This is a genomic window from Marinobacter sp. BW6 (assembly GCF_008107725.1).
Taxonomy (GTDB): Bacteria; Pseudomonadota; Gammaproteobacteria; order Pseudomonadales; family Oleiphilaceae; genus Marinobacter.
This window is the reverse complement of sequence record NZ_VIRN01000054.1, coordinates 37216-62252: the sequence shown is the minus strand read 5'-3', so window position 1 is coordinate 62252 and position 25037 is coordinate 37216. Positions and strand designations below refer to the sequence as shown.

At 57.5% G+C, this 25037-nt stretch carries 25 protein-coding genes; 1 reads left to right on the top strand and 24 read right to left on the bottom strand.

Going from position 1 to position 25037, the window contains the following annotated elements:
* Window positions 1–31: 31 nt before the first annotated feature.
* The 19 genes from FMN52_RS05115 to FMN52_RS05025 form a co-directional block, all read right to left on the bottom strand.
* On the bottom strand, window positions 32–3694 hold the full coding sequence (locus tag FMN52_RS05115; protein WP_148607584.1) for a DUF6701 domain-containing protein: 3663 nt from the start codon (window positions 3692–3694) through the stop codon (window positions 32–34).
* Entirely contained in the window at window positions 3691–4104 is a 414-nt protein-coding gene (locus FMN52_RS05110) for a hypothetical protein (RefSeq protein WP_148607583.1), read from the bottom strand. The genes FMN52_RS05115 and FMN52_RS05110 overlap by 4 nt, the downstream gene beginning before the upstream one ends.
* Window positions 4094–4879 (bottom strand): type II secretion system protein, encoded by a 786-nt coding sequence (locus FMN52_RS05105; RefSeq protein WP_148607582.1) that lies wholly within the window; start codon window positions 4877–4879, stop codon window positions 4094–4096. The genes FMN52_RS05110 and FMN52_RS05105 overlap by 11 nt, the downstream gene beginning before the upstream one ends.
* Window positions 4879–5370, bottom strand: a complete 492-nt coding sequence (locus tag FMN52_RS05100; RefSeq protein ID WP_148607581.1) for a type II secretion system protein — start codon at window positions 5368–5370, stop codon at window positions 4879–4881. The genes FMN52_RS05105 and FMN52_RS05100 overlap by 1 nt, the downstream gene beginning before the upstream one ends.
* A complete protein-coding gene (locus FMN52_RS05095; protein WP_148607580.1) occupies window positions 5367–5825 on the bottom strand; it encodes a type II secretion system protein in 459 nt (152 codons plus the stop codon). Before FMN52_RS05095 ends, FMN52_RS05100 begins: the two co-directional genes overlap by 4 nt.
* Window positions 5826–5900: 75 nt before the next feature.
* Window positions 5901–6371, bottom strand: a complete 471-nt coding sequence (locus FMN52_RS20080) for a type II secretion system protein (RefSeq protein ID WP_141697248.1) — start codon at window positions 6369–6371, stop codon at window positions 5901–5903.
* A 41-nt stretch (window positions 6372–6412) separates the two neighbouring features.
* Window positions 6413–6925 carry a prepilin-type N-terminal cleavage/methylation domain-containing protein gene (locus tag FMN52_RS05085; protein WP_148607579.1) on the bottom strand — a complete coding sequence of 171 codons (513 nt, stop codon included), beginning with the start codon at window positions 6923–6925 and terminating at the stop codon, window positions 6413–6415.
* 37 nt (window positions 6926–6962) lie between these two features.
* Window positions 6963–7544 carry a hypothetical protein gene (locus FMN52_RS05080; protein ID WP_148607578.1) on the bottom strand — a complete coding sequence of 194 codons (582 nt, stop codon included), beginning with the start codon at window positions 7542–7544 and terminating at the stop codon, window positions 6963–6965.
* Entirely contained in the window at window positions 7545–8774 is a 1230-nt protein-coding gene (locus FMN52_RS05075; protein ID WP_148607577.1) for a type II secretion system F family protein, read from the bottom strand.
* Window positions 8774–10543 carry a GspE/PulE family protein gene (locus FMN52_RS05070; protein WP_148607576.1) on the bottom strand — a complete coding sequence of 590 codons (1770 nt, stop codon included), beginning with the start codon at window positions 10541–10543 and terminating at the stop codon, window positions 8774–8776. Before FMN52_RS05070 ends, FMN52_RS05075 begins: the two co-directional genes overlap by 1 nt.
* Window positions 10543–11577: an MSHA biogenesis protein MshN gene (locus FMN52_RS05065; RefSeq protein ID WP_148607575.1), complete on the bottom strand. Its 1035-nt coding sequence runs from the start codon at window positions 11575–11577 to the stop codon at window positions 10543–10545. The genes FMN52_RS05070 and FMN52_RS05065 overlap by 1 nt, the downstream gene beginning before the upstream one ends.
* Complete coding sequence (locus FMN52_RS05060; protein ID WP_148607574.1) at window positions 11568–12407, bottom strand: AAA family ATPase; 840 nt, start codon at window positions 12405–12407, stop codon at window positions 11568–11570. Before FMN52_RS05060 ends, FMN52_RS05065 begins: the two co-directional genes overlap by 10 nt.
* 1 nt (window position 12408) lies before the next feature.
* Window positions 12409–14121, bottom strand: coding sequence for a pilus (MSHA type) biogenesis protein MshL (gene mshL / locus FMN52_RS05055; RefSeq protein ID WP_148607573.1), 1713 nt, complete (start codon window positions 14119–14121; stop codon window positions 12409–12411).
* Between the two features lie 17 nt (window positions 14122–14138).
* Entirely contained in the window at window positions 14139–14444 is a 306-nt protein-coding gene (locus tag FMN52_RS05050) for a hypothetical protein (RefSeq protein ID WP_240339399.1), read from the bottom strand.
* A 43-nt stretch (window positions 14445–14487) separates the two neighbouring features.
* A complete protein-coding gene (gspM, locus tag FMN52_RS05045) occupies window positions 14488–15177 on the bottom strand; it encodes a type II secretion system protein GspM (protein WP_148607571.1) in 690 nt (229 codons plus the stop codon).
* Window positions 15177–15782 carry a PilN domain-containing protein gene (locus tag FMN52_RS05040; protein ID WP_162851857.1) on the bottom strand — a complete coding sequence of 202 codons (606 nt, stop codon included), beginning with the start codon at window positions 15780–15782 and terminating at the stop codon, window positions 15177–15179. Before FMN52_RS05040 ends, gspM begins: the two co-directional genes overlap by 1 nt.
* Entirely contained in the window at window positions 15779–16711 is a 933-nt protein-coding gene (locus FMN52_RS05035) for a biogenesis protein MshI (RefSeq protein WP_240339398.1), read from the bottom strand. The genes FMN52_RS05040 and FMN52_RS05035 overlap by 4 nt, the downstream gene beginning before the upstream one ends.
* Window positions 16712–16947: 236 nt before the next feature.
* On the bottom strand, window positions 16948–17478 hold the full coding sequence (ssb, locus tag FMN52_RS05030) for a single-stranded DNA-binding protein (protein WP_148607570.1): 531 nt from the start codon (window positions 17476–17478) through the stop codon (window positions 16948–16950).
* A 57-nt stretch (window positions 17479–17535) separates the two neighbouring features.
* Entirely contained in the window at window positions 17536–18906 is a 1371-nt protein-coding gene (locus FMN52_RS05025; protein ID WP_148607569.1) for an MFS transporter, read from the bottom strand.
* 184 nt (window positions 18907–19090) lie between these two features.
* Between FMN52_RS05025 and uvrA the strand changes: the two genes are divergently transcribed.
* The gene (uvrA, locus tag FMN52_RS05020; RefSeq protein WP_148607568.1) at window positions 19091–21931 is read left to right on the top strand and encodes an excinuclease ABC subunit UvrA; all 2841 of its coding nucleotides are present in this window, start codon (window positions 19091–19093) and stop codon (window positions 21929–21931) included.
* 203 nt (window positions 21932–22134) lie between these two features.
* Here the strand turns inward: uvrA and rplQ are convergent, their stop codons facing one another.
* The 5 genes from rplQ to rpsM are packed head-to-tail and all read right to left on the bottom strand — an operon-like array spanning window position 22135 to window position 25005.
* A complete protein-coding gene (gene rplQ, locus FMN52_RS05015) occupies window positions 22135–22533 on the bottom strand; it encodes a 50S ribosomal protein L17 (RefSeq protein WP_064230334.1) in 399 nt (132 codons plus the stop codon).
* A gap of 33 nt (window positions 22534–22566) precedes the next feature.
* Entirely contained in the window at window positions 22567–23571 is a 1005-nt protein-coding gene (rpoA, locus tag FMN52_RS05010) for a DNA-directed RNA polymerase subunit alpha (protein ID WP_008174911.1), read from the bottom strand.
* A 35-nt stretch (window positions 23572–23606) separates the two neighbouring features.
* Window positions 23607–24227 (bottom strand): 30S ribosomal protein S4, encoded by a 621-nt coding sequence (gene rpsD, locus FMN52_RS05005; RefSeq protein WP_069185086.1) that lies wholly within the window; start codon window positions 24225–24227, stop codon window positions 23607–23609.
* Window positions 24228–24245: 18 nt separating this feature from the next.
* Complete coding sequence (rpsK, locus tag FMN52_RS05000) at window positions 24246–24635, bottom strand: 30S ribosomal protein S11 (protein ID WP_007153992.1); 390 nt, start codon at window positions 24633–24635, stop codon at window positions 24246–24248.
* Between the two features lie 13 nt (window positions 24636–24648).
* Window positions 24649–25005 (bottom strand): 30S ribosomal protein S13, encoded by a 357-nt coding sequence (gene rpsM, locus FMN52_RS04995; RefSeq protein WP_148607567.1) that lies wholly within the window; start codon window positions 25003–25005, stop codon window positions 24649–24651.
* Window positions 25006–25037: the final 32 nt, after the last annotated feature.

The window sequence follows — 25037 nt, the reverse complement described above, 5'->3', positions numbered from 1 at the left end:
TTTGGGGCAGGACTCAGGTCCTGCCCTTTTTTTATCGTTCCTGCCAGTAGATCACTCTGTCGTGGCCCCGATAGACGCCGAACGTTGCCAGCCCAACCGGATCATCGAGAGCACCATCACCGTCGCTGTCATCTTCAAGCCAGAGTGGGACGTCCCAAACAATCATATCTGTGCCTTGCGTACCGTTCGGTTGAAGGGTGAGCGGGCTACCGACCCCACTCCCCAGAGTCCCGGTGTCTGAAATAAGCGAATGGTGGACCTCTGGATCCGATATCGACGCCGTTGACCATGAAGAACAGCTGTCGTCCTGATTTGTCACCAGACGGGTTCCATTCCAGAACTCCGCTCTGAAGGGCATTGATAATGACGCCACATCCTCTGGACCATAAACGTTGTCCATGCTCCACACACCGTACCGGAGTTCCAGAGGAGCAGCCGGGTTCACCAAAACGGGCATTGCCGCTGCGGACACATTGTCCGAATCCTGAACTGCATCCACCGAGATAGTCAGGTCGGGCGCAAAGGGCGCGACTCGCGATTCGGTGGATTTTTGGTATGTGATCTCGTCCGCTGTTGAGAAGGTGTAGGAAACCACGCCCGGCGATCCGACTGAAACCAAACCAGCCTGAAGTGAAGACGTTACTGGATAGTTCACACCAGTGCTATCAATAGCACTGTTATCGCTGGTGGGGCTGCTGCGTAGCACTGAGGAAGGCGTCAGCTTCATGAAGCCGCCTTCTGTGTAGTTCTTGGTGGTGTAGGTTCCCGGCCCCTTGGCCTCAATCAGTAACTCAGGAGCAATAAACCAACCGGTAGGCTGGCCTGCGTAAAGGAAGGGCGCACCGGAATCACAGAAAGGGTCTAACTCTCCCGACAAGACCGTGACGTCAAAACGGTCAGGCACAAACCGCCCTACGCTCCCGGATACGCCACTCACACCTGGCGCCACCCCAAGATAAGCAGGGTTGCTGGAAACGAGCTCCAGAATACCGACCTCATTCCAGCTCAAATCACTGATGGTCGCCACCCCGGCGCTGAAGGTGCTTCCGGGTAGTTGCGAGGTACCCGACAAAGTACCGGTCTCACCGCCGGCTGGCTGGAGCAGATTGTGCGTCAGCTCAGCCCCCTGTGGCGAACCTTCCTGACCATAACTGACCAGTGTATTGCCTGCAGCGCCCAACGCAGAAAGGACCAGCTCAAATGCGTCTCCTGTCGCCCTGAAAACATCGCCCGAAGCGTTGTTCGCTGAAGGGTTACCGGTTACCGTGAGAGAGAAACGGTCCGGCCTGATCGTCCACTGCCCCCCGACTCCTGAGACGGGCAACGGATCGCCCCCCGCATCCACCACAGCCCCCGATGTGTCGTCCAGCAGATTCAGCCGATACTGTCCGACATCGCTGGTTGCAAGCGAAAAGCTCGTGGTCCCGCCACTGAATGCAAGCGTTAGGTTGTCAGTAGAAGGCCGGGAATTCCCCGGTACCACGGCACCAGCGCCGCCCTGAAGCTCTGGTGGAGCCCCACCGGGATCGTCCCCGCTGCGTGAGAGCCAGGCTTTCAGATCAATCAGTCCATCATACTCGGTTACCAGGCCACATTCGCCGGTGGTCTGGTCCCGACGAACCGCTCGGACTGAAAAGTCGTGATTGCGTTCAGCCACGATATCGAGGCCATTGGTATCGTTAGCCTCGATAACAAAGGCATTTTCAAGGAACTGAACCGGTCCGGAACGCCCCTGTTGCCCATCTGCGAGATCTTCTACCACCACCGTTAGTTCGTCGGCAGAGGCGTTCTCCAACAGCAACGACACGGTACCTTTATCGGCATTGGCAAACATGTACGAAACCGTGCCGTCATTATCCGTATCAGGGCTGGGCGCGAGGGCCCCTTGGGGGCGATCGGTCAAGCGGGGAGAGCTGCCGCTCCAATTCCCACGACTTGAACTGGTTACGAGTGAGACAGCGCCTTCATACCCGGTCACCAGATCACCACTCTGGTCCAGCGCCCTGATGACGACCTCCGCACCCTCACAAACACTGGCCGTTGCTGGCACCGAAACCTCAAAACGATCCAACTGATTGAAGCCACAAGGCCGAGCCCGAAGGTAAAGTTGCTCGATTCCCTTGTCGTCAAAAGCAGCACTGAAAACCGTAACCTCATCAATCAGTCCATCAAAGTAACGTCCTCCGAAAAACTGATCCTGTCCGATATGGAAGGGGTCATTGTTGGTCATCAGATTGCCCGACCAACTGGCTGATCCCGACTCCACACCATCGATATATATGGCCTGACGCCCAATCTCGTAGACAACAGCAACATGGTACCAACGGTTCTCTGTCAGATTGGCGCCGTTTGTGGTGAACGAAAAGGTGCGGCCATTGTCGGTTCGCCACCACCAGTAGATCTCGCGGCTGGAATTGATGTGGAACTCGAAGTTCTCGTCTTTGGAGACGATGGTCCGGATGCCAGAACGCGGGAAGCTCGCTGGATTGATCCAGGCGCTGATGGTCAGAGGTCCTGAAAGATCCAATGCAGGCTGGTCACCGATCTCGATATAGTCATTGTTGGCAGAGTCAAAGCGCGCATATCCGCAGGTTCCCGGGCTTCCGGGACGCGCTGGACCTTGTGTGGAGAAATTTGGCGGGCCTGAAGCTTGTCCATGAAGTCCATTTCCGGAAGCATCAAGAACCTCACCGGCGGATCCATTCCAGGGGCCATTGTCCAGATGCCAATCGGCAACCGGCGCAGGGAGAATGGTGCCCACCCCAATCTGGGATCTGAACACGCCATAGCGATCTCCAGAGCTGTCCTGCGCCGACGTGAGCTCCAGAAAGAACTGGCGCTCTTCAAGACTTCCGGACTGCAATGTTGGCACACTGATGATGGCCTGATCCTGGCCAGCTGGAATTGCGACGGTTCCGGAGCGTGCACTGTAGTCAGTGCCAGCGGTCGCGGAGCTGTCTCGCGTCTGATAGCCAATCGACAAATCCCGGCCGGCAATGGCATTGAGGGTAACCTTAAAACTGGCGGTCTGCCCCTGAAACACAGTCGCGCTTTCAACGCTAATGTCAGGCCCGGGGATGGCACCCTCATTGGTATCCCCTTCCGTATCCTTTCCATCAGAAGCCCCGGAGCTCATGCTCCAGGATCCGGTGCCATCAGGAAGCCTACGGGCATATTTGCCACTTTCCCCTCCCACGAGAGGCAAATAGGTATCAAAAGGCAGCTCGTCAGGACTGGAAGAACAGGAGGTATCCTGTGAACCAGAGACAGTGTTGCCAACCTGGACGTAATCAATGGTGTTACCGGCTGCATCGGAAAGCCTCGCATCCATGCCCGCCAGATTTATGTCCGTGTTTCCGAGCGCATTACCACCCATGATCAACCACGGTGAATCGCCGCGATCCGCCAATGTGAGAGACAGCGCGCCGCTGCAGGAAATCGTGGGATTGTTTTTGCCGTCCGTTGAACAAAACTGAAGCTGCCAGGAGGAATACTCAGATGGCTCGACGCTGGAAGAGAGCAACTTAATCTCTATAAAGCCATCTTTTTCCGATATTTCGTTAATGGTCGCCAGACCCGCAAACTCAGAACAAGCCGCATAAGCCCATTGGGGCGCAACCACCATCAGCAACAGGCAGACGATCGAAGCCAGGTTTTTTAATCCGTGTCGGGGAGCACCACAGTAATTTCTCATCGGACCTTAACCTCCACCACTCGCTCCGCACGATCAATGCCGGTACCACACTGTCCGGTACTGGTCAGGGTAAAGATCTCCTCCAACGGAGCGCTACCATTCAGCTCCGCGGAAACCGACTCACATGCCAGAACTGCGCGGCAACCGGAAAGACCGCTAACCGAGAAGGTTCTAGGCGTCGTTACCGAGCTGCACGCGCCTCCTTCAAGAACCTCCCGCACTGCGACCTGGGCGCCACTCTCTGCAGCAAAAAAGGCGCGTTGGGACTGGACCTGCAGGCTGATCGCTTCTCCGCTGCTCTGCTGCAGCTGAGCCATGACAACGACGAACAAAGCCAAAACAGTGATTACAAATAGCGCTACCGGCAGACCAGCGCCAGACTGTCGGTTCAAGAGGTTGTCAGGGCACATTACGAATCTGAACCTCCTGACTGACGCTAGTTACTTCCCCTGTTTCCGGGCTGACCAGCTCGAAGCTGAAAGACACCACACCATTTCTCTGTAGCGAGGGAGGAACAACCTCGAAACGCAGAGAATCAGCCACCAGCTCCGCCGCAAGGACTTCTCTGCCAGGCATCGCTAAGGGCAAGGCTGTCGCCACCGAGGGTTGAATATCATAATCGCGGTAACGGAACAGAAACCTGCCTTGCTGACAAAAGGTCCTAGGCTCATCAATTATGAAGAATTTACGCTCTGGGGATTGAGTAGAGAAGCGATGGTTAGCGCCACCATCAAACGTCACGGTTACCGGAGAGGGACCGCTCGGCAATATTGCTGGAGGTGATACAGGGCCGGGACTGCCGGTCGAATAGAGGTTGCTGCCATAACCATACACAACGACCCGCCCATTGGCACCGGTACCACCGGCCAGAGGAGCCGCCTCGAACGAATCAGGGTTGGCTCCCCGAGGCAAGTTAAGATAGTTTGATACTGCAACAACCGGCATCCACTCAATACAGGATCCACTACCGTCGACACGAACGGAACCTGGCAGGGCTTCACGCAGCGCCCGACTGATCTGCTCACTGATGACAACGGCCGAGAAAGAGCGGAGTTGCCTTGATCCCAGATCGATCGCTCCGGTTGTCGACAAAGCAACGAAACGGACCGAAATCGTGGCCACAATCGCGAGCAGAACAATCACCATAATCAGCTCGACTAACGTAAAGCCCCGGCTAGCGTTCATTAGAAGTTCGCCCTGTACGCAGAGAAAGCAAACTGACCGTCGCCCGGCGCAGAAATAACCAGGTCAATCCGTTTAGCCTGAGAGACCGGCAATCCCACTTCATCCCCAGCACAAACCACTGTCACAGATACTGAAAAACCGGAATAACCGGACAAGGCCGACACGGCGCTGGCAGGCGGGGTTTCGTTCAAGCCATCGTAGTCGTCTACGTCATCAAACGTTGATCGCGTCTCCGAGCCTTCAGAACCGATCGAGCAACTACCGGAATACCGTGGGACGCCACCCTGAGGTGTCTGGTCATCGTATTTATGGGTGATGATTTCATCCATGTAAAGCTGCGCCAGCGCTACTGCCCTCGTCTCGTTCAGCGGGTTGGCACTCCGGCCACTGATCAATGCGAAAGCACCGACAACACCGGCAATCGCAACACTGATGATAACGATGGTGATAACCAGCTCCACCAGCGTTGCGCCTTGGGAACGCCGGTTCATGACTGGCAGCCTCCACGGTAAACAGCGCCGAGGGAGCTGATACATGTCTGATAGGTGCTATCGCCCGTGAAGGTAAGCTTGATATTGGCACCGCCGGATAAATTTCCTTCCTTGGTGAACGTCAGGATAAGTGGGAGGGCAACACCCCCAAGGCTGGATCCGGCGCGCTCAACGCTGAACGTACGGGCATTGCCGGTGCCGACCCCAACCGTGAACACAAAATCATCTGAGGTCTGTTTGATCGTGACTGTTCCAGCTGAGTTTCCAGCCATTGCTGCCTGCTGGGCAAGCAGCGTGGCGGAGGCGAGTTGCTGGTTGGCCACCAGGGGGGAGAAAGCTGAGCTTCTGGCAAACAGGCCAATGCCCAGAGCGGAGAGGACTCCGATCAGGATGATGACCGTTACCAGCTCTACGAGAGTAAATCCCGATTCTCTCTGGGCGTTTCTCATTTTCATGCCCCTACCAGCTCCTAGTGTGGGAGCTGCACAGAAAGCGCTATACCCAAAGCCACCACTATCGGAATTTTTGCATCAACATCCACTTACCGTCGGTGCTGTTGCATTACCCGTAAGGGCATCGTAATTGAAGCTGCAGTTTGTTATCGCATTACCGTCGGAATCCTTTAGAGAAACTACTGCTGTGGTGGCGGTAGTCGCATCAGGAGTTACATCAAACTCCGAACTTAGCTGAGCCGCATCTACAATACCCGAAACAGAGGGATAACCATTTGTGGCGTTCATAGCAACCGAGGTTCCATCCAGCGTGACCGAGGTAGATGAAGAGTCTCCGTCAGCCACCCAGCGTGCATGAGCTATCGAAGCCGCAGACCGAACGGATCCAGCAGCACCATTGATGGTTGCAACACGCGCTTCGTTAGTAAAATTAGCAAACCTTGGCAAAGCAAAAGCCGCCAGAATCCCCAAAATCACAATCACCATGACCAGCTCGATCAGGGTGAAGCCTTTCTCTTTTCTTGCCGCAATGGCTGTCATCGCTTTCATGGTCGTACTCCGTTTTTATCGCCAATTGGCTTTGAGGTTTATCAATTAATGGTTGTGGTTATTTCCCCAGTATCAGCATCGTACGCAATGGTGCTGCCCTGGTTGTCTGCTTGATAGGTGAAAACACAATTTCCACCAGTGACCGAGATCAGGTATTCGGCTGGCGTTGTAGTGCCCACAGTCGGTGCATTCGACTGGAGAACACCCAGCCAGACTTCCTCGCACTTGGTGGCGTCCATCGTGGTACTGGTATCGTTTGAAGCAACGGAGGTCGGCCAGCCATCATCGCTGACATCCACGTTGTCATTACCAAAGCCCACCACATCCGTTTCTGCAGCAGTGAAGCCGTTGGATACCCACTGGGTTTTAGCCAGGGCAACACCCGCCGCCAAGGCCCCCGCAGTTGCCCGAATACTCGACTGATGCGCCTGCTCGGACAGCTGGGCAAATCGTGGCAGAGCAAAGGCGGCAAGAATTGCCAGGATGGCAATGACGACCACCAGCTCAATCAGGGTGAAACCCTTTTGTCTGCTCGTTCTAAAGTCCCGCTTCATAGCGTCGGCCTCTTTACGGTTTCGTTCGTCCGTCTGGTCAGCGTTGGGCATCCTGCGTTTGCGCTGCTTCTTCTGTCAACGACACAGGGGCCAGTTTTAACCCCGTCAGCCGTTCTTCCTGCTCCCGCATGCCATTCCCGTTGCGGTCTGCAAATTCCGTTGTCACTTCCCAGACCAGAGGCTGTCCCTCAATGGCTCGCCGACTGTCTATGGTTATCGGCTGCCCTGGTTTATAAATTAACCAGCCTTTGGGCCCGCTTTCTGTTTCTTTTTGTTCTTTAACCCGGAAGCACCAGGTGGCCGGTGCCAGTTGTTCGGCCTGGCACTGCCCTTTGTAATTGCCCCACTGGTGTTCCACCAGCCCAAACGGATTGATGCCCCGATGCTCCGCAAGACGCCCGTCACGGCTAAGCATAACCTCGGCACCCTTGATCACCAGAGCCGATCTGAGCTGGCCGATCACCATATTGGCCGCCCGTGCTTCGGCGTTTCGTGTTTCCCGCTCCAACACGCCCAGCAAGAACCACCACAGCACGCCCAGCACCATCACCACTACCGCCAGACGAAACTTGCGGGAAAGCGCGTACCCGCTGGCGTCCGACTGCCTTGCCGCTGGCACTCAGCCCCGCCCCATGGCGGCAGCCCCCAGGTCCCAGATCGGGAGGAACACGCCCAGTGCCAGAATCAACACGAGGATGCCCATGGCCACAATAAGGATCGGTTCAATGGACTCCGCCAGCCGTTTAAGGCCGTAGTCCACATCCTCATCATAAAAATCCGCCACGTTGTTGAGCATGTCGTCCACTGAACCGGTTTCCTCGCCCACCGCAATCATCTGCAGAATCAGCGGAGTGAACATTTGGCTTTGCCGAGCGGTTCTGAGCAGGCTCTCGCCTCGCTCGATGCCCGTGCGCATCTCCTTGATGTGGATCGAGATCCAGGCGTTATCTGTAGTGTCCGCTACCACGGTTAACGCGGTTGTTACGGGCATGCCGGCGGACAGCATGGTAGCAAAGTTCCTCGCGAACCGACTGAGCGTGATCAATTCCAGCAGCGGTCCGATAATCGGCAACCTGAGTTTGTAACGATCCCAGGTCAGCCGGCCCTGTTCAGTCTGTTTCCACTGCCGCAGCAACAATCCGCCAGCGGCCACTGCAAACAGCATCACGTACCAGTAGGCCAGGAGGAAATTGGAAGTACCCACCAGGACCTGAGTCAGGAACGGCAGATCCGCCCCCAGCTTGTTGAACACCGAAGCAAATTTCGGGATCACCAGAAAGTTCACGATCATCAGGGCCGATAACAGGGCAATGATGACGAACGTCGGATAACGCATGGCCTGCTTGAGACGCCTTTTGGTATCCCGCTCCAGCTCGAGGATTTCTGACAGGCGCCGGAAGGCGTCGTCCAGCATCCCGGTGTTCTCGCCCACATGGATCATGGCGACAAACAGCTCCGAGAAAACCTTCGGGTGCGCCTGCATGGCCGTCGCCATGGTTGTGCCGCCCTCAAGTCGGGTGGTCACATCGTCCAACACTTCCGCCAATACTGGCGACCTGGTGGTTTCCGCCAGGCCGCGCATGGTCCGGATCAGGGGGATGCCAGCCTTGGTCAGCGCATGCATCTGACGGCAGAATACAATCAGTTCATCCAGGGTGACTTTTTTCCGGAAGATCGGCAGCCGATTCAATCGATCAACAACCGACTCCGTTTCCTCCACCTCCCGGATCGCGAGCGGGGTAATCCCCCGGCGCATCAGCTCCGTGGCAGCGGCATCGGCATTCGGAGCGCCCAGCAAACCCTGCTGGACACTGCCACGTTCATCCTTGCCCCGGTAGCTGAATTGCATCAGGCACCTCCCCCGATCGGCTCATCCGGCAGGGGAACTTCATCCTCTGGAGCGAACTCGCCCTCGGATGTGGCTGCCACTCGGGCCACTTCTTCCAGCGTGGTCGTCCCCTGCAGTGCAAAATCCATGGCGCACTGACCCAGCGGCCGATAGAGAGGGCTCAGACGAGCGGCCTTGGTGAAGCCCGAAACGTCCTGACGGCGCAGGGCATCCAGCATGGCCTCGTTCATCTCGAGCATTTCGTAGACGCCAATCCGGCCCTTGTAGCCCGTGTTGCTGCACTGGTAGCACCCTCGGCCATGGACGAACCCGGCTTCCATATCGAGAGGATCCAGATCAAAGCTGCGCAGCCAGACCAGTTCCTGCTCCGTGGGGGTGTAGGCCTCGGCGCAGTTATCGCACACCCGCCGTACCAGACGCTGGGCAACAACACCGAGCAGGGAGCTGGCCACCAGGAACGGTTCCGCGCCCATATCAATAAGCCGCATCGCACTGCTGATGGAGTCGTTGGTGTGCAGGGTGGAGAGCACCAGGTGGCCGGTCATGGCGGCTCGCAGCCCAATTTCCACGGTCTCGCGATCCCGCATCTCACCCACCAGTATCACGTCAGGATCCTGACGCAGCGCGGCCCGGAGGACATTGGCGAACTCCAGGCCGATTTTTGGGTTCACCTGCACCTGGGTAATCCGGGGCAGACGGTATTCCACCGGATCCTCGGCGGTGATGATCTTTACTTCAGGGTGATTCAGTTCCGTCAACGCGCCATAGAGCGTGGTGGTTTTACCGCTACCGGTGGGGCCCGTCACCAGAATCATGCCGTGGGGCTTCTTGATCATCCGACGGAACCGTTCCAGCAGCTGAGCCGGCATCCCGGTGCCGTCCAGGTTCAGCATACCCTGGCTCTGATCGAGAAGACGCATAACCACCGATTCGCCGTATTGAACCGGCATGGTGGAAACCCGCACATCGATACTGCGGCCCTTGACCCGAACGTTGAAACGCCCGTCCTGGGGCATCCGCTTCTCGGAGATGTTCAGGCCTGCCATCAGCTTCAGGCGCAAGACCAGCGCGGCATTAACCCGTTTTTCCTTCATCACCTGTTCCTGCAGTACCCCATCCACCCGCTGCCGGATGCGGACCACAGTCTCGTCCGGCTCGATGTGGATGTCCGAACTGCGCGCTTGAACAGCATCCTCGAACAGCGTTTGCAGCAGTTTGACCACCGGCGCTTCAGCGCTTTCGGATTCGGCGGAGAGATCCGCCAGGTCGAACGCATCGTCGCCCAGTTCGTCTTCCAGCTCTTCCGCCAGCGACGCAATCTCATCGGTACGCCGGTACACCAGGTCCAGAGTGTTCAGCAGCTCGCTTTCCCGCACCACCGCCTGTTTGATGGGCTGCTTCAGAATGCGGACCAGCTCATCGTAGGCAAAGATGTCCAGAGGATCGGCCATGCCCACAAGCAATTCGCCACTATGCTCCGCCAGCACGATACTGCGGAACCGACGGGCCATGGCTTCCGGGAGTTTCTTTACCAGCTCATTGTTGAACTGGTAGTGACGCAGCTGAACAAAAGGCACATCGAGCTGACGGGACAAGATATTGAGCAGGCTGTCTTCGTCCACATAGCCAAGATCCGTCAGCGTCTTGCCAAGCTTGCGACCGGTACTCTTCTGCTCGCGCAGGGCGGTCATCAGCTGCTGCTCAGTAATGACATCATTCTGAACCAGCAGGTCACCTAACCGGACTTTCTTTCTCGGCTCTGTTGTCATCATCCCGCCTGTAAAGATTTCAGTCGTTCACGAACATAATCCGCCAGGGAAGGCGAAAGCCCGGGTAGCTGGGCGGCCTGGCTGTAGGCCCGAACCGCGCTATTGATCTCACCGCCTGTTTCCAGAGCAATCGCCAGGCCCACCCACCAGGCCGCGCGGCTGTCGTCCTCGGCAATCAGGGCCGACCAGTGTCGGGCCGCCTCGGTATTGCGGCCCGCCTGTTGCAGCAAGGTTGCCAGGGTTACCCGATATTCCACGTTCTGGTTCACAGCGGGAACATTGCTCTCAAGGGTGGCCAGGGCTTCCGTCAGCCCACCCTTGCTATGAAGTGCCCTGGCTCTGAGCAGTCGCAGCCCGGAATGACTGTCTGTGACGGATTCCGGAAGCCAAACAAGGGCCCTGTCAGGCATTCCCTGTACCAACATCTGACGAGCAAAGACTTCCCGGCTGGCCGCCGCAGCCTGGGAGGCTGCCAGTTCCTGCAACCTCTGCTCAGCCTCCCGGTTTTCACCGCTTCGGAGTAATGACGTCAGCTCGCGGCTGACTCGACGGTCAATGGCTTCGGGCGTCTCACGAACCTGTTTCACTGACGGGGTTGGTGCTTCTGCTTCCTGGGCAGGCTTGCTCTCTGCCACCACCGGCTTACTGACGGCGACTTCAGGCTCGGAAGCTTCGACTCTTACTGGTTTGGGCTTTGGCTTTGACTCTGGCTCGACCGCCTCGGCTACTTCCCTGGATTTGGGTTCGGGCTGTACCACAATGGGAGCCTCAGGAGCCGGTGGCGGCTCTGTAACGGTTTCCTGCGCTGGAGAGGCGCTCACATCGGCAGGCATCTCTTCACTGCTGGTGCGAGTCATGAACCAGAAGGCAGACGCGCCTACCAAGCCTGTGCCCAAGAGCAATACGACTGCCCAAAGCCCGGAACGCGGGCGGCCTCGCGATCGGGGATGCCCTGCATAGGCCGCAGCCACTTCCGGCCGATTCTGACGCTGTTCTGCTGCCCGCAGGGCATCGTTCAGGAGACTCAAAACCACCTCCCGATCAGACCAGGCGAGCGGACACTTTCTGTGTCGCGAATAGCCTGCAGGGCATGGCCTCTCTGAACCAGGCGGTCGCCCCGGCCCCAGGCCGCCAGCATCGATTTGTGAGCAAGAATATTAACCAGCCTTGGAATACCGCCGGAGGCCCGTGTAATCAGCCGAAGCGCGCCCGGGGCAAACAGATCGGCGCCGTTATAGCCGGCCTGGGCCAGGCGATGACGCAGATACTGGGCAACCGAGTGTCGGTCCAGTGGCGCCAGACGGTAGTGGAAAGTAATGCGCTGGTTCAGTTGGCGCAGACTCTGTTTCTGAAGCAGCACATCCAGTTCGGGCTGACCAAACAGAACCACCTGCAACAGCCGGACACTCTCGGTCTCCAGGTTCGTCAGCAGGCGCAACGCCTCGATGGTCTCCTCCGGCATCGCCTGGGCCTCATCAATCACCAGGACAACCGGCTTCTGCTCCATGGCGTGGGCAATCAGCCGTTCGTTGATGGCCTTGAGAACCTGGTGGGCATTGGCGCATCCGGACATATCCACACCCAGCTCTTCGGCCACCGCTTCATAAAGGGTATCCGGGGTAAGTTGGGGATTGGGAATATAGGCGGTGTGGGCAATCTGCTCGAGTTCATTGAGCAGCAGCCGGCACAACAGGGTTTTGCCTGTGCCCACCTCTCCGGAGATTTTGATAAAGCCCTCCCGCTCTTTTAATGCCACCAACAACAGTTCCAGCGCATCGCCATGGCTGGGCGCCCGCAGAAAATAGCGGGTGTTGGGCGTCAATGCGAACGGTGCTTCCTGCAGTCCGAAATGGGCTTCGTACATGCTATCGAACGGCTTTCTCCGGTTCTGGTGTGACGGATTCAGACGATTGCAGCAACTCGCGCAGCACATTCATGCGCTCGCGGCTGGCCGAAACATCCGCATTCATCTCGGGCGTTCCGGCCACCACCGGACGCAGAAGGATGACCAGCTCGCTCTTGCGGGACTGGAACCGGCGCTGCTTGAACAGTTCGCCCACCAGTGGAATGTCACTGAAGAAGGGAACCGCGGAGTTGTTGTCTTCACTGGAGTTCTGGATCAGACCACCGATGACCACGATCTGGCCGCTTTCGGCACGGATAACGCTGTCGGTTTCACGAACAGTGCTGCTGGCCAGGGGCAGCGTGACGTCGCGCTCGCCGATGGTAATCACCTTTTCCTGATCGTTCACTTCGCTAACCGAGGGGTGCACGTGCAAAGTGATGACACCGCTCTCGGAAATCTGGGGGGTCACATCCAGAGAAATGCCGGAGAAAAACGGAGTCAGTTCCACCGAGGTAGACGTCGAGTCCGTCGCTGTCACGGCGGAGTTGTTGTCGTCGAAATCAATGTCGGTCACGAAGAACTCGTCGGTACCTACCTTAATCACCGCCTTCTGGTTATTCACCGTTGAAATGCGAGGGCTGGAGAGAATCTGCACATTGCCCTGTTCACCAAGCAGCTCAATCAGGCCGGTAAAGTCACCTGCCCTCACGCTGGCGGAAAACAGGCCTCCGATATCGGATGTCTGAATGACTTGGCCGGCCAAAGCCTGCGCGGTGAAATCCTCGGGCAAACCATCGGAGGCGGTAATGCTGGACGCGCTCTGGATATCCGACCAGTTGATGCCCTGCTGGTAGCCCTCGTTAAGCGCGATCTCCAGGATCTTGGCTTCCAGGATCACCTGACGCTGCATAATCAGCTCGGTACGGCGCAGATACTCTTCAACCATGCGCAAATCCTCGGAACCGGCACGAACCATCACCAGACCAGCGCCCGGATTGACGATCACCTGTTGGCCATCACCGCCACCGATAATCATGCTCAGGGCACTTTGAATGTCCTTCCAGAAATCCGACGCCGTTTCCGTGGAAATGGTTGTGCCTACAAGGTTGCGGATCTCGCCGGAACCAGAACTGTCGCCATTGCTATTAGAGCTACCGGCATTACCACTGCGAGCACCAGTCACCTGCCCGGAGCTTACGCGGGTCTCCGAGCCGCCCCGGCGCTTGAAGTGCAGATAATCAATGGGGAACAGCCGGGTCTGGACCTGATCCGCTTGCACCCGAAACAATCGGCCACTGCGGCGAATATCCAGCCCATATAGGTCGCCTGCGATATCCATCACTTCCGGTACAGTGACATCACCCAGTCGGAGATCGATACTGGTACTGACATCGGGATGAATCACAACGTTGTAGCGGGTCCCCTCAACCAGCGATTCAAAAAAGCTTGCGGCAGGCACGCCCCGGGCATTCACGTCAAAACGTTCATCCAGATCCGCGCCGCCGGACAGTGGCGGCAACAACGCTGCGCTTACGTCCGCAGGCAAAGGCGCTGAAGGCTCGGCCGATGTGGGCGCCGCCGGTTCTGGTTGCGTGGCCTCTTCGAGGCTTTGGTCAATGGCGTCCGCAGCATCAGTGGACGTAGCTGTCGCCGAGCGCATCAACGGGTTGTTACTGCACGCCGTCAACACGAGGCTCAACGCCAGTGCACCGGTGAGTTTAATGGTTGTCATGAGTATCCGATTGTCTGTCATTGAGTTCCCCGAACCTGCGGAAGTCTCTCCAGGTACAACACCCGTTCGCGGCCGTTATCCATTACCACAACCCGATTGGTATAGATCCGGATAACCCGCACGTTGTCAAAACCCTGGCCTTCCCTGAGGGCCTCACCTTCGATTACGGCAACTCGCCTGTCCTTGCTGAAAAGAATGGAATCCAGAGCCAGGGACCGTTCTGGCGCCGGCTTGGTCACTGTTGCCTGAGGGCCCGGCGGCCGGGTCGGGTCCTGCAATGCATGGGCCGGGCCCGCACACAAAAGCACAGAGCCGACCGCCATGCAAAACCACCGGCTTGCTGTTGTATTCAGGCGTCTGCTCATCTCATACCCCCAGCCAGGCCTGATCCAGGCTCAGCGTTTGCACTCTGATGACGGCCTCACCCGAGGGCCAGTCTCCTGCGCTGTATTCCAGTCTGATCCATCCGAGGCGCTCATCCATCGCCTCGAGCCGCTGCAGGTAATTCAGCACATCGAGGTAGCCCCCCTTGATCCGGAGCTCGACATCGTGGGCGTAAAGCAGTGGCTCAGACGCCGCCTGCGGCCCCTGAGAGGACTGCTCGGCCCCCTCTGGAGCAAAAACCGGGGTTGGAGTCTGTAACTCGAGGGCCTGCAACTCCAGTGATTCCTGGGCCGCCAGAATATTCCTGAGCAATGCCACCATGGCCTTGGGTGCGATCAGTTGCCCCGTGGTATCGGCGATCTGCTGATTGAGTCGCTCCAGTCTCTGCTGCCGGGCGTTTAACTGGTTCTGCAGTTCCCTGGAAGGATCAGTCGCGAGCTGTTCATCAAGCGCCTGTTGCTGTGCCAGCAGGTCATCGCGACTGGCGGACAGGGTCTGGAGGCGATTTTCCAGGCTCTGGTGGCGTTGCTGCAATGGCGTCCCCCCCAGCTCCCAGACCAAAACCAGAACGAGCACTAGCGCCGTCAGCAAGATCAAGGCACGTTCACGAATGGGGCGCTGGTTATACCACTGCGCCGCCCGTGCCAGGGTAGTGTTGGACGCATCCGCCATCAGTTGGCCTCCCCGTCGCGTTTACTGGCGACATAAAAATCGATCCATCGGCCTTCCTCCGACCGTGACAATCGGAACACGCCAAAGGTTTTTCCGGAAAAGGCCGCTTCGTCGCCCAGGTTTTCAAGGTATAGGGGCACCAGAGCACCATCACGGCTGCGCCCTTCAATGGTGACTTTGTCCGAGCCCGACTCCAGAGTAACGTCGGTTAGCCAGACATCTTTCGGGATCTGCCGGGCCAGTGCTGACAATCGCGGTGAGAAATTGCGGCCTTCCGAGAGTACCAGGCTCTCCACCCGTTCCAGCAAACGCTGGCGGCGCGCAAGGGTCTGGGTTACTCGATTCAGAGCCGCCCCCACTTCCGCATCCGGCTGACGGGCTTGAACCGCCGCTGAAAGCTCTGCCACAGCCTGCTCGAGCTGCTGATTCTGCCGATCCAGGCGCGAGGCTTTATTGGCCATTAGGGAATTTTCGTAGGTCAGGAAACCGGCCATGAACGCAACCAGTACCAATCCCACAAGCAGAACACCAACCGCCGTTCCCGCCTGGAGCCTCTCCTTACTCGGACGAAGCTCGTCTGTGTACAGATTGACCTGTTGGATCATGGACGCCCGTCCTCCGGCATTGGCAAGCACGCGCTCCAGGCCGGCAGGCAACGACTGTCCAGATCGGCCTGAAGCCCCAGGGCGCTCCAGTCGAGGGTTTCAATTCCAGCGGCCACATAGGAGGAAAGCATCGAAGCAAGCGGAAGGACGCTGTCGCGAGCAACAAGACGGATCATCGCCGGCGGCACCTGGCCCAGTTGGCTTTCGTAGTAGTCCAGGGAACGCTGCATTTCCAGAGCCAGTGACTGAACCGCTGATTCCTGCCGGGCAGCGTCTCGGAGATCCTCGGAAGTCACATCAAGGCGGCGGGACAGATATAGCGTGTTGTCTCTGCAAATCACCATCTGGCCATAGTTTTCTTTGAGGTGCACCAGCGCAGCACCGCGCCCATTCTCATCCAGCCTGCACACCAGATTTCGCAACGCGAGTTCGGCAATATCAATTCGTTCCAGTTCCAGCCCCGCGCCCTGAACCAACGCAATCAATTCCGAGACCAGAGCTCTTCTGGCTGCGACCACGTTGACCAGTTCACCACGGCCTCGGGAAGCATCTCGGGGGAATGGAAACACATCCGAGACCGCCTCGGACGGACTGAAATCCAGAAAATCCTTCAGCTTCCACTTCAGAGCGTCGCCCAGCTCCGATTCCTCGATGCCTTCCGGGCGATCCATCTGGAATACCTGATACTGATCGAGAGGTAGAACGAGAGTCGTCGCAACACCGGGCCAGCCGTGACTTTCTACCAACCCGACAAGCGCCTCATGACGCCTGGCAGGCAGACAATCCGTAAAGCCCGACCGCCCGGCGTTGGGCCCGCCTGATTCCGCCCAGGCTATGCCGTCGGGACGAATCTCAAGACAGACCCGCAGGCGTGCCCCGGAACTCCTGAACAGTCCGGTCAGTTTTCTGAGTATTGATGTCTTTGTCATGGAGTCCATTAAAAAAGGACTCGAAGGCCACTCGCCAGCCTCAAGTCGTTATTATGCTGCCCAAAAAACAGGCGCTTTTTACAACGGATTACATGATAGATGAGAAAGTGAACGTAACTCCACGTTTTTTTGGCTGATTTCACACCGTTTTTGCAAGTCCGTAACAAAAAAGCCCCCGCCATGCGGAGGCTTTATTCACTTCGAATGCTCAGATTCCGCTCCCCTCATCAGGGAAGTCAGAACGGGATGTCATCATCGAAGTCGTCAACCGGCTCAGGCATGCTGCCCTGCGACGGTTGGTTGCTGTAACCACCAGACTGCGACTGGGGCGGCGGATTGTTCTGTTGTCCCGCCGGCGCATTATAGCCGGACTGCTGGGGCCGTCCCGCCGGCGCGCCCTGATTCATGCCGCCTTCTCCGCCACGGCTGTCCAGCATCTGCATCTGGCCGTTGATATCCACCACAACCTCGGTGGTGTAAACATCCTGACCTTCCTTGTTCTGCCATTTCCGGGTCTGCAGCTTACCCTCGATGTAAACCTTTGAGCCCTTGCGCAGATACTGGCCGGCAACTTCGGCGATCTTGCCGAACATGACAACCCGATGCCATTCGGTTTTCGGCACCAGTTGACCGGTCTGACGATCCTTGTAGCTTTCGTCGGTTGCAAGATTCAGGTTCACTACGGCATTGCCGTTAGGGGTGTAGCGGGTATCCGGGTCCTGTCCCAGGTTACCGATGAGAATTACCTTGTTTACGCCTCGTGCCATTTTCTGCTCCTGACTCTGTTTTCAGGGACGCCCGCGTTCCGTGCGCGCTTCCGGATTTCAAGAATTGTTAGCCTGCCGGACAAAGGAAAAGTCCGCAAGCAAGGCTTCATCAAATTGCTGCCGATCCACCTTAAGATAGGCGGTAGCAGCCTCTTCCACAATCACCACATCCTGCACGCCAGGGAGGCGGCGGAGATTGTTATCGATGTCGTCGTACTCATCGTTGATTACCTGCTGCAACTGTACCACGAAACTGGTGGTATGACCGGGAGCGGGCATGGTCAACGCCACCAGCAGCCAGAGGCCCAGCACCACCACCATGAACCAGAGTACGCCCTGAATCTCGGCGACCTCCAAGAGGTAGCCTCCCAGGGCACCACCGAGAAACGCGCCCATAAACTGGGAGGTGGAGTAGACACCCATCGCGGTTCCTTTGCTTGCAGCCGGAGCCTCCTTGCTGATCAATGACGGCAGGCTGGCCTCAAGCAGATTGAAGGCCATAAAAAAGAAGAACAGCACAGCCCAGGCCGCAACCAGGCTGCCGGAAACACCAGTAAACCCGGCAGTGGCCACTGTCAGCAACGCAATCGCCCCGCAAAGCACCGGTTTCATCCTGCGCTTTTTCTCGCCGATGATGATGAAGGGCACCATGGCAAAGAAAGACGTCACCATAACACTCAGATAGAACCACCAGTGTGAACTGCCGGCGAGACCGAACTGCTCCTGAAGCATCGAGGGGAATACCAGGAACAGAGCGGTCAGCACCAGATGCAGTGCAAAAATACCGAAATCCAACCTCAGCAGGCGGTGATCTGAAAGCACACGGCCCAGCATCTCCCTAGCAGGGTGAGTGTCGGCGCTGGTCTTGTGTTGATGGGGAGTCGGGACCAGACGGTTGACGATCACCAGAGCCACTAAGGCCAGCGCTGCGGTGGTGTAGAAGATCCCGGACAGCCCCCACCAGGCACCAAGAAGGGGGCCAAGGACCAACGAGACCGAAAAGGACAGACCAATAGTAATACCGACGGTCGCCATGGCCTTGGTCCGCTCTTCTTCGCGGGTCAGGTCACTGAGCAGCGCCATCAACACACTTGCAATCGCACCGGCTCCCTGAAGAATCCGACCGGCAATCACAACGTATATGGAGTCCGTGGCACCGGCCAGAAGACTGCCAGCGGCAAACAGAACCAGCCCGATGTAGATCATGCGCTTGCGACCGACCCGGTCAGACAGCATGCCAAAGGGAATCTGCAGCAGCGCCTGGCTAAGGCCGTATGCGCCTATAGCCAGGCCCAGCAAGGCTGGCGTTGCACCCTTGAGGTCTTCGCCAAGCAGCATGAATACCGGCAGCACCATGAACAGTCCGAGCATGCGCATGGCGTACACAGACGCCAGGGCCAGAACGGAGCGTTTTTCCAGCGCATTCATGGCAATTACGTACCTCAGCCGGGGTTGAAAGCGGTCAGATTGAGGGCAGATACCCTTCGCAGGCGGCGCATTGTAGCAGAAGGTGCCCTGACGGGGGACAGGTGCCGTGGCCCGAACCCGGTATCATTTTCGCCGCAGCGGGCCCAACGCGGTATAATTTTCGTTTTTACCCAAGCGAGGTGTTATGGACCATATCCAGATCAAAGGGGCACGAACCCACAACCTGAAGAACATCGACCTGGATATGCCAAGGGACAAGCTCATCGTGATCACCGGCCTCTCCGGCTCCGGTAAATCCTCCCTTGCGTTCGACACCCTCTATGCCGAAGGTCAGCGCCGCTACGTAGAGTCACTATCCACCTATGCCCGCCAGTTTCTCTCCATGATGGAGAAGCCGGATGTGGACCATATCGAAGGCCTCTCGCCGGCCATATCCATCGAGCAGAAGTCCACCTCCCACAACCCGCGCTCCACCGTCGGCACCATCACCGAAATATACGATTACCTGCGCCTGCTCTTTGCCCGAGCCGGCGAGCCCCGATGCCCCGACCATGGCCAACCGCTGGAAGCGCAGACCATCAGCCAGATGGTGGACCAGGTGGCTTCCATGCCGGAAGACAGCAAGCTGATGATCCTGGCCCCGGTGATCCGGGACCGGAAAGGCGAACACCTGCAGGTTATCGAAACCATGCGCAGCCAGGGCTTCATCCGCCTGCGTGTAGACGGCACGGTTTATGACATTGACGATGTGCCGGCCCTGGACAAGAAACGCAAGCACCAGATTGATGTGGTCGTCGATCGGTTCAAGGTCAAGCCGGGGCTTGAGCAGCGACTGGCAGAGAGCTTCGAAACAGCACTGGGCCTGGCAGACGGGATTGCTCTCGTAGCCCCGATGACCGGCGAAGGCGAAGAACACACATTCTCCGCTCGTTACGCCTGCACCCAGTGCGGCTATGCCCTGAGTGAACTCGAACCGAAACTGTTTTCCTTTAACAACCCCGCAGGCGCTTGCCCCACCTGCGACGGACTGGGTGTCAAACAGTTCTTCGATCCGGAGAAAATTGTTCACCACCCGGAGGCGACTCTGGCATCCGGGGCGATAAAAGGCTGGGATCGCCGGGCCGTCTACTACTTCCAGATGCTGGGCAGCGTGGCAGATCACTACGGCATCGATCTGGAAACGCCCTGGGCGGATTTACCCGAGGATTTCCGCAACGTCCTCTTGTTCGGCTCGGGCGATGAGGACATCCCATTCCGTTATGTGAATTCGCGCGGCCACATCATGGAGAAGGCCCATCCGTTCGAGGGCATTCTGCCGAACCTCGAACGGCGCTACCGTGAGACCGACTCACAGAGCATGCGGGAGGAACTGGCTCGCAACCTCAGCACCCAGCCATGCAAAGAGTGTGGGGGTTCCCGTCTGCGCCGTAGCGCCCGCCATGTTTTTATTGAAGAGCACAATATTTCCGACGTCACCCACCTCCCGGTTGGCGATGCCCACGATTATTTCGAAACCCTGGCATTGCCGGGCCGGAAAGGCGAAATCGCCGAGAAAATCCTGAAGGAAGTTCGCCAGAGGCTCCAGTTCCTGGTGAACGTGGGCCTGGAATACCTGACCCTCGAGCGAAGCGCCGACACCCTTTCCGGGGGCGAGGCCCAGCGCATTCGTCTGGCAAGCCAGATTGGCGCCGGGCTGGTCGGCGTCATGTACATTCTGGACGAACCATCCATCGGGCTTCATCAGCGTGACAATGACCGGCTGCTCGCCACCCTCACCCACCTGCGGGATCTGGGCAACACCGTGATTGTTGTCGAGCACGATGAGGACGCCATCCGCGCTGCGGATCATGTGATCGATATCGGGCCGGGCGCCGGCGTCCATGGAGGCCACGTTATCGGCCAGGGCACACCGCAACAGATCATCGACAACCCCGACTCTCTTACCGGCCAGTATCTGAATGGCACCCGGGAAATCGCCATCCCCAAACAACGAAACAAGGGAAGCGGAAAATCGTTAACACTGGCCGGAGCCACCGGCAACAACCTGAAAGAGGCGACGCTGCATCTGCCTCTGGGGATCATGACCTGTATCACTGGTGTCTCCGGGTCGGGCAAGTCGACCCTGATCAACAGCACCCTGTATCCGGTGGCTGCCGCCAAACTCAACAAGGCCACCAGCCTGAACCATGCGCCCTATCAATCACTCAAGGGGCTGGATAACCTGGACAAGGTCATCGACATTGACCAGAGCCCCATCGGCCGCACCCCCCGTTCGAACCCGGCCACCTATACCGGGCTGTTTACCCCGATCCGCGAACTCTTCGCCGGCACTCAAGAGGCCCGCTCACGCGGTTACAAGCCCGGGCGCTTTTCCTTCAACGTCAAAGGTGGCCGGTGCGAAGCCTGCCAGGGCGACGGCGTGATCAAGGTGGAGATGCATTTCCTGCCCGATGTCTACGTTCCCTGCGATGTCTGCAAAGGCAAACGCTACAACCGTGAGACTCTGGAGGTCCGCTACAAAGGCAAGAACATCAACGAAGTACTGGAAATGACCGTTGAGGAAGGGCGCGAGTTCTTCGATGCCGTGCCTTTCCTGGCCCGCAAACTACAGACATTGATGGATGTCGGCCTCTCCTACATCCGACTGGGGCAGAGCGCGGTCACCCTCTCTGGTGGCGAAGCACAGCGGGTTAAACTGGCCAAGGAGCTGTCCAAACGGGACACCGGCAAAACCCTCTACATTCTGGACGAGCCAACCACCGGCCTGCACTTCTACGACATCCAGCAACTGCTGAATGTCCTGGAGAGGCTGCGGGACCATGGCAACACCATCGTGGTCATCGAACACAATCTGGACGTCATCAAGACCGCCGACTGGATTGTCGACCTGGGCCCCGAAGGCGGCTCTGGCGGCGGCCAGATCATTGCCGAGGGAACGCCGGAGGAGGTCGCCGAGAACCCCGCTTCTCACACAGGCCGCTATCTGAAGCCAATGTTGGCGAAATCATTGGCGGGCAAGAAATAGCTCTGCCGGAGAGGGGGTGGAGGTTTATTTTCTGCCGGAAAAAGATGTCTGAGCGCAGCGAGTTATTTTTCCAAAGAAAATAAACCTCCACCCCCTTGCCAGCCCACATACTTCCAGGCTACGAGTTATCTACAAACGAGGCACAAAAAAACCGGGAACCTCGCGGAACCCGGTTTTTTTGTGGTTGGCCAAAGCCGAGGGAATTAATCCTCGTCTTCGTCCACCTCTTCCGCTTCGATATCCAGCGGGCGGCCTACCAACTCAACGAATGCCATAGGGGCATTGTCGCCGGCACGGAAGCCACACTTCAGGATACGAAGGTATCCACCCGGACGCTCGCTATAACGGGGACCAAGCTCGTCAAAAAGCTTGGCAACCGCCGCATCGTCACGCAGGCGTGAAAACGCCAGACGACGATTCGCGACCGAATCATTCTTGGAGAGCGTGATCAAAGGCTCAGCTACCCGACGAAGCTCTTTGGCTTTCGGCAGCGTTGTTTTGATCAGCTCGTGTTCAACCAGTGACGCAGTCATGTTACGGAACATGGCCTTGCGATGCGCACTGGTCCTGCTGAACTTACGACCACTCTTACGATGACGCATTGCTCTTATTCCTTACCTTAAACTAATCGGCGATTAACCGCCCAGAACCCGGTCGTCGCCACGAAGGCTAGCCGGCGGCCAGTTATCAAGACGCATGCCCAGTGACAGACCACGGGACGCCAGAACGTCCTTGATCTCGGTCAGCGACTTTTTACCAAGGTTAGGCGTCTTCAACAGCTCAACTTCTGTGCGCTGGATAAGATCGCCGATGTAGTAAATGTTCTCAGCCTTCAAGCAGTTAGCTGAACGCACTGTCAATTCCAGATCATCAACCGGACGCAGCAGGATCGGATCGATTTCTTCCTCTTCCTCAACGCGCTCGGGCTCTTTCTCATGATCGAAATCAACAAAAACCGCCAGTTGCTGCTGGAGGATGGTCGCCGCCCGGCGAATTGCTTCTTCCGGGTCGATGGTGCCATTGGTCTCCAGGTCGATAACCAGCTTGTCCAGATCGGTCCGCTGCTCTACCCGTGCACTTTCCACGGCGTAAGCCACACGACGAACCGGGCTGAATGTTGCATCCAGCTGCAGGCGTCCGATGGCGCGAGTTTCGTCCTCGTCGAGACCACGCTGGTCTGCAGGCTCGTAGCCCCGACCGCGAGCAACACGGAGACGCATGTTCACTTCACCATTCTCGCTAAGGTGACAGATCACGTGCTCCGGGTTGGCAATCTCGACGTCATGATCCAGCTTGATATCACCGGCTGTCACAACGCCCGGGCCCTTCTTGCTGAGCGTGAGCTCGGCATCGTCCCGACCGTTCATTTTTACGGCAACGCCTTTGAGATTCAGCAGAATCTCGATGACGTCTTCCTGGACACCCTCAATGGCGCTGTACTCGTGCAGGACACCGTCGATCTGCGCTTCAGTCACGGCGCAGCCCGGCATCGAAGACAAGAGAATCCGGCGCAGTGCACTACCCAGGGTATGACCAAAGCCTCTTTCCAGAGGCTCAAGCGTAACCTTGGCACGTGTGGCGCTTGATTCCTTCACGTCAATGGTACGAGGTGTCAATAACTCATGTACTGAACGCTGCATAGACGCCCCTATCTGCTATCGTTGCTAACTGGGCTTTACTTGGAGTAAAGCTCGACGATGAGGTTCTCGTTGATGTCGGCCGGCAGTTCAGTACGCTCAGGTACTGACTTGTAAACGCCGGACATCTTGTTGGCGTCGACCTCTACCCAGCTCACCGGTGCACGGCTTGCAGACAGATCCAGTGCGCCTTTAACACGCAGCTGGTTCTTCGCCTTTTCACGCACACTCACAACATCACCAGGACGGACTTGATAAGACGGGATATTTACCGACTTGTCGTTGACCAGGATCGCTTTGTGAGAGACGAGCTGACGGGCTTCTGCACGGGTAGAACCAAAGCCCATGCGATATACAACGTTATCGAGACGGCCTTCCAGCAGCTGCAGCAGGTTTTCACCAGTTGCACCTTTGCCTCGGGCGGCCTCTTTGTAATAGTTGCGGAACTGCTTCTCGAGAACGCCGTAGATACGACGAACTTTCTGTTTTTCACGCAGCTGTACGCCGTACTCGGACAGACGACCGCGACGCGCGCCGTGCATACCCGGCGGAGTCTCGATGTTGCACTTTGAATCGAGCGCGCGAACACCGCTCTTCAGAAAAAGATCTGTCCCTTCACGACGAGACAGCTTGCACTTCGGGCCTATATAACGAGCCATAATTCACTGTCTCCTGTGTTAGACGCGGCGCTTCTTGGGCGGACGACAGCCGTTGTGGGGAATCGGCGTCACATCTGTGATGTTGGTGATCTTGTAGCCACACGCGTTCAGCGCGCGAACTGCAGATTCACGTCCGGGCCCAGGACCCTTAACCTCTACGTCCAGGTTTTTAAGGCCGTATTCAGCAGCCGCATTACCGGCTCTTTCAGCTGCTACCTGCGCAGCAAAAGGTGTACTCTTGCGTGACCCACGGAAACCGGAACCACCAGAGGTGGCCCAGGACAGGACGTTGCCCTGACGGTCAGAAATGGTCACGATAGTGTTGTTGAAGGACGCGTGAATGTGCGCGACGCCATCAACAACCGTCTTTTTCACCTTTTTACGGGTACGTGTACCTGGCTTTGCCATGTTTGCCTACCTGTTACTTACGAATAGGTTTGCGTGGACCTTTACGGGTGCGTGCGTTGGTCTTGGTGCGCTGGCCACGGACCGGAAGGCCATGACGATGACGCAGACCACGGTGGCATCCGAGATCCTTCAAACGCTTGATGTTCATCTGTACTTCACGACGCAGATCGCCTTCGACAGACACCTTGCCCACTTCAGTACGAAGTGATTCAAGCTGCTCGTCGCTAAGGTCTTTGACCTTGACGTCCGGCTTGACGCCGGTTGCATCGCAAAGCTTCTGGGCTGTGGTCTTGCCAACACCAAAGATGTAGGTCAGCGAGACAACAGCATGTTTGTGATCGGGTATATTGACACCGGCTATACGTGCCATCCAAATTACTCCGCGTTCAAAGCTTTGCTGTG